Source organism: Borreliella japonica (assembly GCF_900099615.1).
Classification (GTDB): domain Bacteria; phylum Spirochaetota; class Spirochaetia; order Borreliales; family Borreliaceae; genus Borreliella; species Borreliella japonica.
The window spans coordinates 298,491-315,240 of record NZ_FMTE01000002.1; the positions used below are offsets into that span (position 1 = coordinate 298,491).

Genomic DNA, 16,750 nt, shown 5'->3' on the forward strand with positions numbered 1-16,750 from the left:
TATTAATGACTATAAAAAAAATAAAAGCAAAAGAAATAGAAGAAAATTATCTTCAAAGCGAACTGTGGACATTAATAAAAACAACAAAAAACAGCAATTGGAAAGCCTTAGCATTTGAAAGTGATGCTCTTGGTAAAATTATTGTAATGCAAAGAAAACTGTTTAAAAGTTTTTACTTAGCATACATTCCGCATCCAGAATTTTCAAACAAAACTCTTGAGAACATTAATATTGACAAAATCAGCAAAAATATTAAAGAATTTAGCATAAAAATAAAACCCTACCTACATAAAAATACAATTTTTTTAAGATTCGATTTAATGTATTACTATCAAAGAACATTAAATGAAAAATACTCTCCAATAAAAATTAAAATCAAATGTCTAAGAAAATCGTTTGATGACATACAGCCTTCAAACACAACAATATTAAATTTAAATAATTCTCTTGAGAATATTTTGCTTAACATGAAAAAAAAAACAAGATACAACATAAAACTCAGCACAAAAAAAAATCTGGATATACTAGCAGATGATAAATTTAAACATTTAAATGCGTTTTACAAACTCTATAAAGAAACCAGCAAAAGAGATAAATTTGCTATCCACTCAAAAGAATACATACAAAACCTTATTGAAATATTTAAACAAGACAAAAATGCTCAAATAAAATTGATAGCTGCATTTTACAACAACATAATTGTTTCTGGCATAATAGTGGGAATTTACAAGGAAAAAGCGGTTTACCTTTACGGGGCTTCCAGCAAAGAATACAGAAATTTAATGCCCAATTACGCAGTGCAATTCAAAGCAATAAAAATTTTAAAAAAATTAGGAATAAAAGAATATGATTTATTAGGAATTCCCCCAATTGCAAATAAAAAACATCCTCTATCTGGTCTTTTTGCTTTTAAAACGGGATTTGGGGGAGATATTATTCACAGAATTGGCTGTTATGATTTTGTTTACAAAAATTTCATTTACAATGTTTATGCAAATCTTGAAAAACTTAGATACTTTTATTACAAAGTGATAAGGAAAAAAATTTAACCAAGCGTATTAACTAGATTTTTAAATTGCAAGCCTCTATCAAACTCATTATTGAAAAGTTCAAAAGAAGCACTAGCAGGGGAAAATAACACAATATCGCCTGAACTTGAAATCTTAAAAGCATAATTTACCGCATTTCTTAAAGAATCAAACACAAAATATTGTGTGCCACTTTTTTCCAAAATTTTAATAATTTTTACAGTTGCACTACCTTTTATCAAAATCCAAGTTTTAACTAGATTTAGTATCTTAAAAAAACTTGAAAAATCAAGCTCTTTATCAGTTCCTCCAACAATTAAGTTAATACAATTAACATTTGTTTTCAAACTTCTAACAGATAAAACCGTAGAATCAGGAATAGTTGAAGCTGTATCATTATAAAACATTACATTTTGAACTAATTTAACAAACTCTAATCTATGCTCAATTCCTTTAAAATTACTTAAAATCTGAAACGTATCATTAAGATCCATATTTAAATAATAAGAAACAAAAAAAGTAATCAGCTTAGGAATCATAAAAACAACTTGAGGCTCAGAAAAATGCCCAATCAAGTTATAATTAAAATATACTTCACCTTCATTGCAATAAAAAACATCTCGATCAAAGTCGCGAGGATTAAATTCGGAAAATAAAATAACTTTGGCTTTTGATTTAAATTTTGAAAAATATTTATAATAAGCCTTATCCTGAATAATCACAATTCCTGAAGTTTGATTTACAAAAATTTTTGACTTATCGATGATATAATCATTAAAGTTTAAATAATAATTTTGGTGATCGTTGTAAACATTTGTAATAATACTAAGAATAGGATTAAAATTCCTTAAAGATTGCAACTGCCAAGAAGAAAGTTCTAAGATCAAAGGGGATTTTCCATCAAGTTGATCAAAAAAACTTAAAGGAGATACGCCAATATTCCCCCCAAGCTTTACACTTGGATATTTTTTTTTCAAAGTCTGATACAAAAGAGACACAAGAGTCGATTTACCTTTAGTACCCGTTACTGCGATTATAGGATTCTTGTTGAATATCAAAAATAAACCAATATCCGTTTCAACTCGTTTTGCAAACTTTAAATATTTATTATTGGGCTTCACACTGGGATTTTTCACAACAATATCAGCTTTTTTAAAATCGCTTACATTGTGTTTACCTAAAACATACCTAATTTGATTATCAAAATCTCTTAAAGAATCAATACTTAAAGCTAATTCTGCCTCACTTTTAAGATCAGTAATTACTAACCTTGCCCCATGCTTTAATAAAAATCTAGAAAGAGCTACTCCTCCTCCATTAAGACCTAACCCCATGACTAAAAAGTTTAAATTTTTAATTTCGTCTAAACGCACAATAAGATTATATCAAACCTACCAACCTGTTTTAACAGATTTAATCCACCTTTCGCTATAAAAATAAGGAAGCGAAATAGCAAGCTTGATTGCATCCTCAAGAGCTGGAATAAAAACAATAACTTCAAAAGGCAAATTTGTATAATTTGCTAAAACAAAAGCAATAGGAATAGTATAAACAAAAGTTACAGAACCTTCCATAATAGCACCAAAACTTGGAGATGCTCCTGCACGAAAAAAACCAAAAAGATACTGAAAAGCAAGAGCCATAAAAAAGGCAGAAACAGAAGAATATCTTAAAATAGTTCCTGTAAGGTGAGAATATTTTAATGTATAAAAAATATAAGGAGCAAAAAATGAAAACATAAACAATGCAAAAGATGTTAAAAAAGCAAGTTTGAAGCCAATCTTACCCAAATAGATTGCAACTTTCATGATTTCTTTTTTGCTATTATGCATTTCATAACCCATCATAATATTTAAAGAAATACAAAAAGAATTAATTATATTAAAGATAATAAAATAAACAGAAAAAGATATGCTGTAAGCAGCATATTTATGAGTGTCGATTCCTATAAAAATTGACGTCAACACAAGATAACCAAAAAACCAAATAAAATCGTTTAAAAGAATTGGAATAAAAAATTTAATTAGTTGAACAAGCAGCTTAACATTAATATTTAAATCATCAAGTTTAAGGTGCAAAATTGAATTCTTGTTAAATACTGTATAAATAAGATAGACAATAAGCTCTAAAATGCGAATAACTGTTGTTGCAATAGCAGCTCCAACTACCCCCATATGAAAAACGAAAATAAAAATATAATTTAATATTAGATTTAAAAGCACTGAAAAAACGGAAATGTAAACTTGAAATTTAACAATTTCAACAACTTTAAGAGCATTGGCAACAAGGCCTTTTATGATTGCAAATACGAAAGAATAAATAGCTATATTTAAATAAATAGCCCCATAATAAACTGCCTGCACATCATTGGAAATCAATCTAAGTAAAAAAAAAGGACTCACTCTAGAAATCAATATAAACGGGAAAGAAAATAAAATAATAGTTAATATACTAATAAAAAATGTATTTCTAAAACTCTTAAAATCGCCCCGATTGTATTGCCTTGTAGCGATTATATTGTAAGCTCCTGCCATAGCAAATCCAATAGTAACAAACAGTTCAAAAAATTTATTTGCAAGAGAAACTCCTGCAACAGGATAGTCACCAAGATATGCAACCATAGCATTATCTGTAAGAGAAATAAAATTAAATAAAAAAAACTCAATAGCAGTTGGAATTGCAATCTTCAAAAGATCTTTATAAATTTTATCTTTTTTTGACGCACTTAATGAATACATAAACTTCTCCAAATAAAAATCAATATTTTCACAAAGACAAATACTAAAACACTACAAAAAAACAAAAGGAATTGCTTTTAAATCGGCATAATAAGAATGGATTTTAGATTCACCAAGACCATTAAAATTTTTATTAACACCAAATATATCACGCTACCCCACACTCAATCAAGCTCTTCATAATCAATCTCTCGAATCCAATCATCATGAAAAAGCTCAATTATAATAAATATATTTTTAATGATCTCTTCCACATTTACAATAAAAACCACTATTGGCAAACTTAAATTTGTATGAAATACTAATAAATAAGCAATTGGAAGCGTATAAAAAACAATTACACCTGATTCAATAAAAAAACAAACATTTGCTATACCACTGGCTCTAAAAACTCCAACAAGAACTTGTGCGGTAAAAGCTTTAAAAACTACAATACTCGCAAAAACATAAATAAACACACTAACAAGTTTAGGAGAATCTAAATTACTAAAAATATAAGGCGCAAAGCTTGATATCCCAATAAGCAAAATAACTACAAAAATGCCTAAAAGAAATCCTAAAAAAGATAAAAAAAATCCAACTGACCTAACATGCCTCTTATCATAAATCATTAAATGCCCAATAACGACACCTGTTGCAAGTCCCATGCCGTGAAGCAATACAAAACAAATGTCGAAAAGATTTGATGCAACAGCAAATGAAGCGTACTGAATGCTCCCAACACGAGCATAAAATGCATGCAAAATAGTTATACTCAAAACCCAAAAAATCTCGTGAGATAAAACGGGTACAATCAGTTTCAAATTAGCTCTAGTAACTATCTTTGAAGCAAAAAAATCGCCAAAATTAATACGATAATATGAATTACTATTTATCAGACTATATGAAAAATAAAAAACAAACTCAACAATTCTAGCAAGCACAGTAGCATATGCGGCACCTTTTATTCCCATGCCAAAACCAAAAATAAAAATATAATTAAAAACAATATTTATTACAACAACAATAGAAGTAACATATAAAGGTATTTTTACTTCTTTAGCACTCTTAAATCCCATGGCCGATAAAAAAGAATATGCCATTAACACATAAGACCATGAAATAATTTTTAAATACTCTGATCCAAAATTTAAAGAGTTCTGATTAGCTGTGAATAGTTTGATAATGTTTTTTGGAAAAAAAAATGAAAATATAAAAAAAATTATTCCTATTGTAGTTCCAATTGATAACATATAAGCAAAAGATTGTCTTATTTGAAGAAACTTCTTTTTTGCAATTGCTTGAGACACATAAGCGCTTAAAGCCGTACCAAGTCCAAACACAATAATAAAAAAAAGAAAAGTTACTCTATTTGCTAAAGAAACTCCTGTAAGGTGAAAAGAACCTAAATAGGAGATCATAAAATTATCAAAAAAAGTTACCATTTGAAATAAAAGCGATTCAAAAGCTGTGGGAATAGCTATAATAAATAACTCTTTTATTATCTGATCATAATTTTTAAACTTTTTGATCATATTTCCTATACACACTCTCCTTTATTTATAACTTTTAACTAAATCAAACCCAATCTAAATATACACATATATGTACATACATAATTAGAATTAACTATTTATTATACTAAAATATATTATAATTAAATAACATGAAACCAATCTATGTTTTATTACTTCTATTTATTAACCTAGCTTTATTAGCCAACAGTATTTCAAAAAAAGATTTAAAAATGCTACTAAAGATTACCAAAACAATAAATGAACCGCGCAAAAATTTCATTGAAAAAAATCCTATTCAATTCTTAAAAGAAATAAAGCCTTTAGTAGATGCAGAAAAAAACAACCTTTTAACTCTAATAAATAAAAAAATATCAATTCCTACAGATTATAAAATACCTGATCTGGTAAATGTTGATGACTTTAAGGACCTTAAGAATCTTGGAGCAAAGACTCTTAAGGTAAGACGAATCTTAATCGAAGATTTAATTCGGCTAATAAAAGATGCGAAAAAAAATGGAATTGAAATTAAAATCAAATCCGCTCACAGAACACAAGAATACCAAAAATTTTTATTCGATTACAATGTAAAAACTTACGGCAGAAAAGTTGCAGAAACTCAATCAGCAAATCCAAGCCATTCTCAACATCACCTAGGAACAGCAATAGATTTTATAAATATAGATGATAATCTACTAAACACAAAAGAAGGAAAATGGCTTTACGAAAATTCTCTTAAATATGGGTTTTCTCTTTCATACCCAAAAGGATACGAAATGGAAACTGGATATAAAGCGGAGCCTTGGCATTACTTATACATAGGACCTAAACCATGCTTTATTCAGAAAAAATATTTCAATAATCTACAATACAAGCTTCTTGAATTCTGGAATCATAACAAAACAAATCTTATTAGCCTAATTGAAAAATACACAAACTAAATACTTCTTCCAACATTTAAATAAGAACAAAAAAGATTATCTAGCAAATCAATATCAAGCTTATCGTAAGTAGAATTATCATAAAAAAATAAGTCGAGTTCTTCTCGAATCAAAACTATGATATCTCTATCATCAACAAAATTAGCTATTTTTAATTTTAAATATCCTGCTTGCTCAAGACCAAATAAATTACCAGGCCCTCTTAACCTTAAATCTTCCTCTGCTATTTTAAATCCATCCACATTTTCCTTTATGGTTTTCAATCGAAATTTTCCAGCACCTGTCAAGGGCTCTTTATAAAGTAAGAAGAAAAAAGACTCTAAATTACTTCTACCAATACGACCTCTGATTTGGTGTAAAGTAGAAAGTCCAAAACGCTCAGCATGCTCTACAACCATACAAGTTGCATTTGGACAATCAATTCCAACCTCAATAACACTAGTAGCCACCAAAATATCTACTTTTTTAGAATAAAAATTTTTCATAATTTCTTCTTTTAAATCAGATGGCAACTTAGAATGAAGCATCTCGACAACATATTCACTAAACACTTCCTTCAATTTTAAACACATATTATTAACATCTTTTAATTCAAATTTCTCTGAAGATGAAATTAATGGATAAACAAAATAAACCTGATGACCTTTTAAGAGCTCTTTTCTTAAAAACTCATAAACTTTATCTTCATTGCCATGCTTTGCTAAATAAGTAGTAACAGGTATACGGCCCTTAGGCAAGGTTTTAATAAGCGAAACTTCAAGATCACCAAAAAGTGTTAGCGCAAAGCTCCTAGGAATAGGTGTTGCAGACATTAAAAGCATGTCTACCCCTTCTCCTTTGTTTTTAAGCTCTTCTCTTTGAATAACTCCAAATTTATGCTGTTCGTCAATGATAACATATGCTAATCTTTTAAATTCTGTACTTTCGTAAAAAATAGCATGTGTTCCAACTATTAAACCTGAAGCTCCGCTTTTAATGCTTTCCAACGCTTGATCCTTATCTCTCTTTTTCAAACTACCAGTCAAAAGAGTCACTGAAATGTTAAAAGATGACAATATGTTGGATAAATTATCATAATGCTGGCGAGCCAAAAGATCAGTAGGAGCCATAAATGCTACCTGATATCCAGCTTCAATTAAAGGAAGACTTGAGAGCAAGGCAACAAGGGTTTTACCACTTCCAACATCACCTTGAAGCAATCTATTCATTGGCTTAGAAGAGTTAAGATCAGAGAATATCTCATCAACAGAAATTTTCTGATCTTCTGTAAGTTCAAAGGGCAAGCTTGATACAACTCTTTCAAGTAAATCTTTTGATAAATGTTTTTTTTCTCGGAAAAGAACCTTAGAAGATCTGTACCTTGAAAAAAACTGAAGCAAGAAAATTTCTCTGTAAATTAAAGTTTTTTTTGCTTTTTCAAGCATTTCTAATGAACTTGGAAAGTGAATCTCTTTTAAAGCCTCGCTTAACGATAGCAAAGAATACTTTTCTATTAGAAATTTAGGAATATCTGTTTGTCCAAACTTAAAAAAATATTCAAGAACTTCTTTTACATATAATGAAATCTTCTTTGATGTCAATCCCTCTGTTAAGGAATAAACCGGAAGAATTTTTTTAAACCTTTCAGGATTATCGCTAAAAGCTTCACTGTCAAAATTAGAACAACTCCATAAACCACTATAATCGTTATAAGTAAATTTAGAATAAATATAGAATTTTTTATCTATTTTAAAAACATTCTCTAAAAAAGCCCTATTAAAAAGTAAAATCTCAAAAGGCTCGTCATTTACACTTCTAACCGTTAACTTTAAATTTTTTTTAGATCTATCTCCAAATTTTTTATGCCCAACAACAGTGAACACCGTCATCATATCACAACTTTTCACCTTAGAAAAATCCGGAAAAGTTTGTATATTTTGACGATCCTCATATTTTATAGGGAAAAATTCAATAAGATCTTTAATATTTAAAATTTGTAGATTTTTTAACCTTTCAAGCCCTTTCTCACCAAGACCACCTATACCTTTAAGTTCATATTCAAACTCATGCAAAAACATTTTAATCTCCTAAAAAGGCAAATATGTTCCTAAAACTCTAATAGCAAATACAACTTGTTCGACAATGATTATAAATGCTATCATTAAAGCACTTCCAACAAGCAAGCGTAAAGTATAAGACATATGCTTGTCAGTAATTACACCACTTATCCTAGTAGATAAAGGAAGTAAAAATGAATCGACTGTTTTAAAAAAATCTGAACCTTGAAACAAATTCAAAAGCAATAATAACAATCTCAACAACAAAAAGAAAACTATAGCAATAAAAATACTTCTAAATATTCCCCAAATTTCAACAATAAATAAAATAACAAATGTAGAAAGCTTATAATTCCCATAAACCAACATTCTTTCAAAAATAGTTAGAGTTATTAAAGCTGCAATCGGAGAAAAATCAAACATGCCAAATGTAAAAAAAGGAATTTTTCTGAAAAAAGATAAAACCGGCTCTGTAACAACATGTATAAATTTGAAAAACACATTAGTATTAATTCCCGAAGATACAAGCCAGCTAAGAATGATCCTAATTAAAATTAAAACCCTATAAATCTGCAAAAATATCATTAAAGTTTCTATTAAAACAACCAACACAGCACCTCCTAATCAATCCAAACATCTTCAACTATCATGCACCTTCTCAACTTATCAAGCTTATCTTCATCTGGTTTAAAATTTAAAATTGAATCCATTTTCAATTTTAAATTTTTACCATTTTCTCTTAAATAAAAATAAACATTTGAAAATCCAGAATTGTCTTCAAAATTATTTATACTTTCCTTCAAAGAATTAAGTAATTGCAAATCATTTAATTTATTATTTAAAAATTTAATATGAATATTATTTACTTTATCTTCAGAAAGTCTCTCAATATTTACAACTTTTTCAACTACAATTGAAAATTTATCTCTGTTAAACGTAAGTCTACCTATAACTCCAATAACATTACCTTCAAATAGAAAATTCCTATACCTTTCATAGCTTTCTGTAAAAACTACAATATCTATTGCACCTTTAAAATCTTCAATAATACCAAAAGCCATTTTTGCATTATTTCTTTTAGTTTGAATAACTTTTACTGAATTTAAAATGCCAGAAAATTGTACAATGCTGTCTTTTTTGATGGCAAGATCTCTTAAAACATTTAAATTGGAAAAGCTATCAATTGCCTTTTTATAAGGATCAAGAGGATGACCTGACACATAAAATCCTAAAAGCTCTTTTTCAAATCCTAAAAGCTCAGAATAAGAATATTCTTTAAAAACCTGATAATTAAAACTTTTCTGAATTGGATCTTGACTTCCAAGAACATCAAATAAACTATTTTGACCAAGTTTTTTATTATTTTTATCTTCTGAAACAACTTCAATCAAACGATCGAGATTTTCAAATAAAGTTTTTCTATTTTGATTCAAATTATCAAAAAGCCCAGATTTTATTGCAGATTCTAAAAATTTCTTATTAATTACTTTATCATCTACACGTCTGATAAAATCCTCAAAAGAAGTATATTTACCGTTTTTTTCTCTCTCATCGATTATTAAATCAACAACAATTCCTCCAAGATTTTTAATACCATTAAGCCCATAAGAAATTCCAGAGTCAGTTACACGAAATTCTCTAAATGATCGATTTATATCAGGCTTGAGTACGTTTATACCTATAGCTTTTGACTCCTCAATGTAATAAGAAAGCTTATCATTATTATTAATTTCATTTGTCAAATTGGCAGCCATAAAATACTCAGGGTAATTAGCCTTAAGATAAGCAGTTTGATATGCTATTAAAGAATACGCTGCTGCATGCGATTTATTAAATCCATAGCCCGAAAAAGGCTTTAAAAGTTCAAAAATTTCACTAGCAATTTCTTTGTCATACCCTTTCTCAATAGCACCTCTTAAAAAGTCGACCTTCATTTCATTCATCTCGTCTTCTTTCTTTTTGCCCATAGCACGTCTTAGAATATCAGCTTTGCCAAGAGAAAAACCCCCAATTATTTTTGCGACTTCCATTACTTGTTCTTGATAAACAATAACTCCATAAGTTGGCCTTAAAACTTCCTTTAAATCTGGATGGGGATACTTAATTCTCTTAACACCTTTTTTAGCAGCAATAAATTGAGGAATAAACTGCATAGGACCTGGCCTATAAAGAGCATTTAAGGCTATTAAATCCTCAATATTATCAGGCTTTGTGTCTTTTAGAATTTGCTGCATTCCTTCAGATTCAAATTGAAAAACAGATGCACTTTTTCCTTCTCCTAGCATCTTAAAAGTCTTAATATCATTATCTGGAATATTTTTTATTTTAAAATCTGAATTTACACTTCTAATAAGATTTTCTGCATTTTTTATTAAAGTTAATGTTTTCAAGCCAAGAAAATCCATCTTAACAAGTCCACATTCTTCAAGCAAATCCATCGTGTATTGAGTAGAAACAGATCCTTGCTTATAATCCTTATAAAGGGGCACATAATCGGTTAAAGGGGTCCTAGAAATTACAATTCCTGCAGCATGAGTCGAAGCATGTCTGTTCATTCCTTCAAGAACCAATGCAGCATTCATTAATTCTTTATAAACGGGTTTGCTAGTAAAATACTCTTTTAAAGAATTGTCATTTAAAACCTCTTTTAAAGAAACTTTAGGACCATCAGGAATAAGCTTAGTAAGTTCATTCGATTCGGCAAATGGAATATCTAAAACTCTAGCTACGTCTTTAACTACAGCCTTGGGCTTCAAGGTTCCAAAAGTAATTATTTGGGCTACCTTATCTTCCCCATATTTATTGGTAACATATTTTATAATCTCATCTCTGCCTTCAAAGCAAAAATCAATATCAAAATCAGGCATAGAAATACGCTCGGGATTTAAAAATCTCTCAAAAAGCAAATTATACTTTAAAGGGTCAATATCGGTAATCCTGAGAGCATAAGCTACAATTGAACCAGCACCAGAACCGCGTCCAGCTCCAACAGGAATATCGTGATCATGAGCAAATTTAATAAAATCCCAAACAATCAAAAAATAGCCTTCAAAACCCATTCCAATTATCACACTCAACTCATAAAAAGCTCTATCTTTAATTTTGCTTGTCAAAGTTTTATATCTAAATTTTAACCCCTCAAAAGCAAGATATTCTAAATATTCACCAAGTGTATTAAATTCAATAGGAATTTGATAATCGGGCAAAATAGGGCCTGGAAAAGTTATTTTAAAATCATCACACTTCTCTGCAATCTTTACAGTATTTTCTAAAGCTTCAGGCAAATCCTTAAAAAGTTCACACATTTCCTCTTGAGATTTAATATAAAATTCATTGGTTTCCATTCTCAATCTATTCTCATCACTTTTCTTAGCACCAGTACCAATACAAACAATGATGTCTTGAGCAACTGCATCTTCTCTATTAACATAATGAGAATCATTAGCTACTGTTAAAAAAACTCCAAGTTCCTTAGAATACTCAACCAGCCTTTCATTTACAATATCTTGATCTTTAATGCCGTGCCTTTGAAGCTCAAGATAAAAATCATTGCCAAAAACTTTTTTAAACCAAAGAATTTCATTCTTAGCATCTTCAAATCTATTGGCCAAAATAAGTCTTGGAATGAGTCCTCCAATACAAGCTGAAGTACAAATTAAACCTTCTGAATATTTTTCAAGATCCTCTTTATCTATCCTTGGACGATAATAAAACCCTTCAAGATAAGAAATACTTGTTAACTTTAATAAGTTTTTATAACCCAGTTCATTCTTAGCAAGCAAAATTAAATGGTAAGACATTTTTCCAAGATCATCATGTTTTTTTAAAAACTTAGAAGTTTTTGCCATATAAGCTTCAATGCCAATTATCGGCTTAATACCTGCTTTTTTAGCTTCTTTATAGAATTTAATAGCTCCAAAAAGATTGCCATGATCTGTTAATGCAATATGTGACATATTGCATTTTTTTGCTTTTGATATAATGTCTGATATTTTTGCAGCTCCATCCAAAAGAGAATAATCTGAATGAACATGAAGATGAATAAACTTAGCCCTAAAACTCATACCTAAAATTATTTTATCAAAATAAAACTTGATTTTTAACAAACCCTAGCTAAATAAATAAAAATCTAAAAAGCCATAATAATTTTAAATCTCTAATTTAAATTATTGCAACAACTCTTATAAAAAGAATCAAGAAAAAATACTAATTCCTTGATTATCCAATTCAATTACCATTTTTTTAATGTGTTCAAGTTTTCTGACAATCTCTTCGGATAAACTTTCAGCTTGAGACAAAAAATCTTTAGCTTGCCTTAAACCGCTGTCATTACTATTCTCTACCCTAAATATAATTAAAACTTCGGCTGCAAGCTTATTAATATTTAAATAAGGAATATATATTTCTTCCCACAACTGCTTAACAACATCATTTTTAGGGGACAATCCTTTATAAAATAATCCAAACCCATGCTTGGAAGCATCCGTTTGAATAAATATTAGCCTTTGCCCTTCAACAATCAATCTCAAATTATTAATCCAAGAAAGCTGATCTGAGACAATAAACTCTAGTTCTTTTAAAAATTCGTCGTTAGAAAGCACAAAAGTATCAGAACTAATCAAAGAATCACAGTTCCTTGAATAATAAGCCATATTAGCATCTATGCTCTCAAGATTTTCAACCAAAGAAGAAAATTCTTCTTGGCTTCTTGAAAAGCGTTTAAATATGCTCTCAAGATAATTAAGCTGTTCGAGAATCTCAGCAAAGAACTTATCAATATCAATCTGCAAATCCTTAAGGTTATGAGAAATTAAATCTTTAGAAACCTCCTCAATTTCCTTTACAGAAATCATATTCATAACACCTTTTGCCTGATCAGAAAGTCGCTTAATCTCATCTGCAACAACAGAAAATCCTTTACCATATTCCTTAGCTCTTGCGGCCTCAAGCTTTGCATTAAGGGAAATCATATTAGTAGCACCCAGAAAATTACTTATTGTTTCTAGGCTTCCTTGAATTCCAATAATAACAGAAGATATTTGATTTAGTTTTTCCTTGTTACTCTTCCCAAGATCGCTAAAAATAACGCTTATCTGATCACGAGCAGTATTTGTCATCTTAACAAGAGCAGAAAATATATGGTCAAAATCTTCTATTCCAGAAAACAAAATTCTTTGCAATGTCTCAAATCCTACTTTTAAAGTAGCAATGGAAGCTTTGGTATGATAAAATCCCTTTAGCATTTCCTTAACAGGAGCTTTATATTCGTACATACTCAAATCTTTTTTGTCATTACCGACAACATTTAAAAGGTTTGAATCAACAGATTTTTCTTTTTTTTTCTTTAAAAACGAAAATTTTTTCATAAGGGGATTCTACCATAAAAATATTTTTTTGAATAGACCACAAGCATTTAATTTGACGCATTATCCCAACTTTAATATCATTAATATCAAATTAAATACATCTACAAACAACAAAAAAATATTTTTACATTTAAAAGGCAATAAATAGTAAAAATTAACGCTTTGACATAAATTTAAGCTTTCATCTTAAAACCTAAAACCATCTAAAGATACAAATCATTCTCCTTATTTAATTAAATTTACAATTAATATTAAATTTTATTTACTTCTTTTTCACCCAAGAGTAACGCCCACTAACTTCATTATACTCGAAAAGAGCATCTCTGTAAGAAAAAAAACATAAGAAAATATTAATAAACTCTTCTAATTTGGCTTTAACTTTTGGCAAGTTAAAATCATTGTCAAAATTAAAAATATCGTCTGATTCTGTTGTAAATAATTTATCATCTTGCTTAAGAATAACTTTTTTGGGTTGCCAAAAAAGAACATTGTTTTTTTTGTCCTGAAGAAAAAATCTATTAAATTCATAATCAAGGTCAGCTTGATCGGTTTTTGCTTCAATAATTCCAATAATAACACATCTTTCATGATCAATTCTTTTAATCAAAACAGCATCCGTAAGCACAACCCTCTCACCAACTTCAAGAGCAAACTGCTCTTCTATCTCATATTGCTTATTAAAAGGAAGATTTGCAATTTTCCTAAAAAGATTGAGAAGTATGTACTTAGTGCTCATTTCTTTATTATTTATTCTAAGACAAGAAATCTTCATTCTATACTTAAGCTCATCAAAAAAATATTTAACTAGTCTTTTCATTAAAATTGTTTTTCTAATGTCTTCTTCTTTCATTTAATCCCCCTAATAAAAATTGCCAAAAATTAAAACTATTATACACATATAATAAAATCCAAATCTATTAAAGAAATCAAAATATTTTATTATCTATTAATTATAATTAAATTATTGCTTAAAGCGAAGGAGAAAATTATGTTAATCAAATTTATGTTCTCAAATATTAATCTAATATTAATAGTCAGTATGACTATATTTAAAATACTATTAGAAGCAGTATTTCGAAAAATATTATTAGAAAAAATAATTGGCAATGTCAACACATTAAATACTCAAAACAAACAATACAAAATAATTGTTATCGTCGTTTTAGCTTTCAATCATTTATTGCAAAGTTTTTTGATCAACATTTTTGTCAATTTATTCAATAATTTAATAAGCATGACTAATAACGCTCTTGGAAACTTAACAAACCTAAACTACAATATATTATCTGCAATACTAATATCTAGTATAACTTGGTTTGCATTTAGCCTTCCTAAAGTAATAAACGATATAATCTATGAAAAAAGGCTGTTAAGTTCGACAATAGCTAATGCTTTTTTTGATCTTTTAATAATAATATTGCTAACTATACTTTCTAAATTATTTTTAAACTACAAAATACTACAATTTGAAAACATTACAAACATTAATTTTGAAAACCTGCCTACTCACTAAGCAGATGGTTAAACACTCAAATACAAGCTTTAATTAGCCCTAAAAAAAGCTTGGCTGGATTTTCTATTCTTGTAATAAGCTCTGGATGAAATTGACAAGCTACAAAAAATTTATTTTTAGGAATTTCTATTAATTTTGCCATTTTAAAATCACTCGAAAAGCCAGACACTATAAGTCCATTTTTTTCAAATAACTCTATATAATCATTATTAACTTCATACCTATGCCTAAATCTTTCAATTATCCTATCCTGACCGTAGAGCTTAAAAGCTATTGTATTCTTCTTAAGAATCACAGGATACCCTCCAAGTCTCATTGTAGCGCCCTTATCTTTAATCCCCTTTTGCTCGGGAAGTAAATGAATAACAGGACTTTTTAAAGGTTTATCTTTTACTAAATTTTCCTCCGTATCAGCATCAAGTATCCCACAAACATTACGAGCAAATTCTATTACAGCAAGCTGCAAACCAAGACAAATTCCAAGAAAGGGAATATTATTCTCACGAGCATATTTAATAGCAATAATTTTACCTTCATATCCTTTACCTCCAAAACCACCGGGAACAATAATACCGTCAAAATCTTTTAAACAGCTTTCATTTAAATCATTAGAATCAATTAAGGTGCTTTTAATAAGTAAATCCAAATTAGCTGCAACATGAACCAAAGACTCTCTAATTGAAGCATAAGAATCATCAAGTTCAGAATATTTGCCACAAATACCAATATTAATAATTTTTTTAGGCACAAAAAAATTAGATTTTATAACGCCTACAAGCTTTGAAAGCTCCTCTATTTTTGGGTCAACCTTAATATTCAACCTAGAACTTAAAATCTCATGTACACCTTGTTTGTAAAAAGATATTGGAATTTCATAAATAGTAGAAACATCAACATTATCAATAATAGAAGTGCTCTCGACATTACAAAACATTGCCACTTTTTTTCTGATTTGATCCGTCAACACTTGAGAGCTTCTGGCAATAATCAAATCAGGAAAAATGCCTGCTTTATTTAAAGTTTTAACACTCTGCTGAGTGGGTTTAGATTTTTGCTCATTAATTCCAGCTGGACTCGGCACATAGGTTAAATGAATAAAAGCAATATTGTCGCTTCCAATCTCATGCCTTATTTGCCTTACTGTCTCAATAAATAAAATATTTTCCATATCTCCTACAGTTCCACCAATTTCAATTATTAACATTTCACTATTCTCAGAACTTGCAATCTGAAAAATTGTAGACTTGATCTCATCAGTAACATGAGGAATAAGCTGAACTGTTCTTCCTAAATATTTACCCTTTCGCTCATTTTCAAGTATATTTTTGTATATTTTGCCCATTGTAATATTCCAACTAGACTTAGCATTAAGATTTAAAAATCTCTCATAATGACCAAAGTCCATATCAACCTCGCCTCCATCATCAAGCACAAAAACTTCTCCATGCTCAACAGGATTAATAGTCCCAGGATCAGTATTTAAATATCCATCACATTTAATTGGAGTAACCTTAAAATCATATCTAAACAACCTTGCAATACTTGCCGATGTAACTCCTTTACCAATTCCAGAGATCACTCCCCCTGTTATTACTAAAATCTTTACTTTTTTTTTCATGTATACCCCAAAATTAA

Annotated in this window: 12 protein-coding genes; 3 read left to right on the forward strand and 9 right to left on the reverse strand. The window is 28.9% G+C overall.

All coding sequences use genetic code 11. From position 1 onward, the window contains the following. The first annotated feature begins 5 nt into the window (after positions 1–5). Positions 6–1,049 carry a lipid II:glycine glycyltransferase FemX gene (locus BLO14_RS01350; protein WP_091971972.1) on the forward strand — a complete coding sequence of 348 codons (1,044 nt, stop codon included), beginning with the start codon at positions 6–8 and terminating at the stop codon, positions 1,047–1,049. Here BLO14_RS01350 and murD read toward each other — a convergent pair. From murD to BLO14_RS01365, 3 genes are all read right to left on the reverse strand, one after another. Then, entirely contained in the window at positions 1,046–2,401 is a 1,356-nt protein-coding gene (murD, locus tag BLO14_RS01355) for a UDP-N-acetylmuramoyl-L-alanine--D-glutamate ligase (protein ID WP_091971974.1), read from the reverse strand. The two genes, BLO14_RS01350 and murD, sit on opposite strands and share 4 nt — an antisense overlap. 18 nt (positions 2,402–2,419) lie before the next feature. Beyond that, a complete protein-coding gene (locus BLO14_RS01360; RefSeq protein ID WP_091971976.1) occupies positions 2,420–3,766 on the reverse strand; it encodes an MATE family efflux transporter in 1,347 nt (448 codons plus the stop codon). 164 nt (positions 3,767–3,930) lie between these two features. Beyond that, positions 3,931–5,280: an MATE family efflux transporter gene (locus BLO14_RS01365; protein WP_091971978.1), complete on the reverse strand. Its 1,350-nt coding sequence runs from the start codon at positions 5,278–5,280 to the stop codon at positions 3,931–3,933. Between the two features lie 131 nt (positions 5,281–5,411). On the opposite strand from BLO14_RS01365, the gene BLO14_RS01370 reads away from it, so the two are divergent. Next, on the forward strand, positions 5,412–6,200 hold the full coding sequence (locus tag BLO14_RS01370; protein WP_091971980.1) for a M15 family metallopeptidase: 789 nt from the start codon (positions 5,412–5,414) through the stop codon (positions 6,198–6,200). On the opposite strand, the gene recG is transcribed toward BLO14_RS01370, so the two are convergent. The 5 genes from recG to BLO14_RS01395 all read right to left on the reverse strand — a co-directional run bounded on the left by recG (position 6,197) and on the right by BLO14_RS01395 (position 14,452). Then, positions 6,197–8,257: an ATP-dependent DNA helicase RecG gene (gene recG, locus BLO14_RS01375; RefSeq protein WP_091971982.1), complete on the reverse strand. Its 2,061-nt coding sequence runs from the start codon at positions 8,255–8,257 to the stop codon at positions 6,197–6,199. The genes BLO14_RS01370 and recG overlap by 4 nt on opposite strands. A gap of 9 nt (positions 8,258–8,266) precedes the next feature. After that, on the reverse strand, positions 8,267–8,845 hold the full coding sequence (locus BLO14_RS01380; RefSeq protein ID WP_091972297.1) for a YggT family protein: 579 nt from the start codon (positions 8,843–8,845) through the stop codon (positions 8,267–8,269). 11 nt (positions 8,846–8,856) lie between these two features. Beyond that, the gene (dnaE, locus tag BLO14_RS01385; protein ID WP_091971984.1) at positions 8,857–12,342 is read right to left on the reverse strand and encodes a DNA polymerase III subunit alpha; all 3,486 of its coding nucleotides are present in this window, start codon (positions 12,340–12,342) and stop codon (positions 8,857–8,859) included. A gap of 87 nt (positions 12,343–12,429) precedes the next feature. Beyond that, positions 12,430–13,602, reverse strand: a complete 1,173-nt coding sequence (locus BLO14_RS01390; protein WP_091971986.1) for a methyl-accepting chemotaxis protein — start codon at positions 13,600–13,602, stop codon at positions 12,430–12,432. A 262-nt stretch (positions 13,603–13,864) separates the two neighbouring features. Further along, positions 13,865–14,452 (reverse strand): hypothetical protein, encoded by a 588-nt coding sequence (locus tag BLO14_RS01395; RefSeq protein ID WP_091971988.1) that lies wholly within the window; start codon positions 14,450–14,452, stop codon positions 13,865–13,867. Positions 14,453–14,590: 138 nt separating this feature from the next. Here BLO14_RS01395 and BLO14_RS01400 point away from each other — a divergent pair, with 138 nt between their 5' ends. Beyond that, complete coding sequence (locus BLO14_RS01400; protein WP_091971990.1) at positions 14,591–15,115, forward strand: DUF1761 domain-containing protein; 525 nt, start codon at positions 14,591–14,593, stop codon at positions 15,113–15,115. A gap of 16 nt (positions 15,116–15,131) precedes the next feature. On the opposite strand, the gene pyrG is transcribed toward BLO14_RS01400, so the two are convergent. Next, the gene (gene pyrG / locus BLO14_RS01405; RefSeq protein ID WP_091971992.1) at positions 15,132–16,733 is read right to left on the reverse strand and encodes a glutamine hydrolyzing CTP synthase; all 1,602 of its coding nucleotides are present in this window, start codon (positions 16,731–16,733) and stop codon (positions 15,132–15,134) included. Positions 16,734–16,750: the final 17 nt, after the last annotated feature.

Excerpts from the sequence above, each read along its gene's own strand:
- BLO14_RS01350 (WP_091971972.1), top strand. The coding sequence starts at position 6 with ATGACTATAAAAAAAATAAAAGCAAAAGAAATAGAAGAAAATTATCTT.
- BLO14_RS01360 (WP_091971976.1), bottom strand. The coding sequence starts at position 3,766 with ATGTATTCATTAAGTGCGTCAAAAAAAGATAAAATTTATAAAGATCTT.
- BLO14_RS01365 (WP_091971978.1), bottom strand. The coding sequence starts at position 5,280 with ATGATCAAAAAGTTTAAAAATTATGATCAGATAATAAAAGAGTTATTT.
- BLO14_RS01370 (WP_091971980.1), top strand. The coding sequence starts at position 5,412 with ATGAAACCAATCTATGTTTTATTACTTCTATTTATTAACCTAGCTTTA.
- recG (WP_091971982.1), bottom strand. The coding sequence starts at position 8,257 with ATGTTTTTGCATGAGTTTGAATATGAACTTAAAGGTATAGGTGGTCTT.
- BLO14_RS01390 (WP_091971986.1), bottom strand. The coding sequence starts at position 13,602 with ATGAAAAAATTTTCGTTTTTAAAGAAAAAAAAAGAAAAATCTGTTGAT.
- BLO14_RS01395 (WP_091971988.1), bottom strand. The coding sequence starts at position 14,452 with ATGAAAGAAGAAGACATTAGAAAAACAATTTTAATGAAAAGACTAGTT.
- BLO14_RS01400 (WP_091971990.1), top strand. The coding sequence starts at position 14,591 with ATGTTAATCAAATTTATGTTCTCAAATATTAATCTAATATTAATAGTC.
- pyrG (WP_091971992.1), bottom strand. The coding sequence starts at position 16,733 with ATGAAAAAAAAAGTAAAGATTTTAGTAATAACAGGGGGAGTGATCTCT.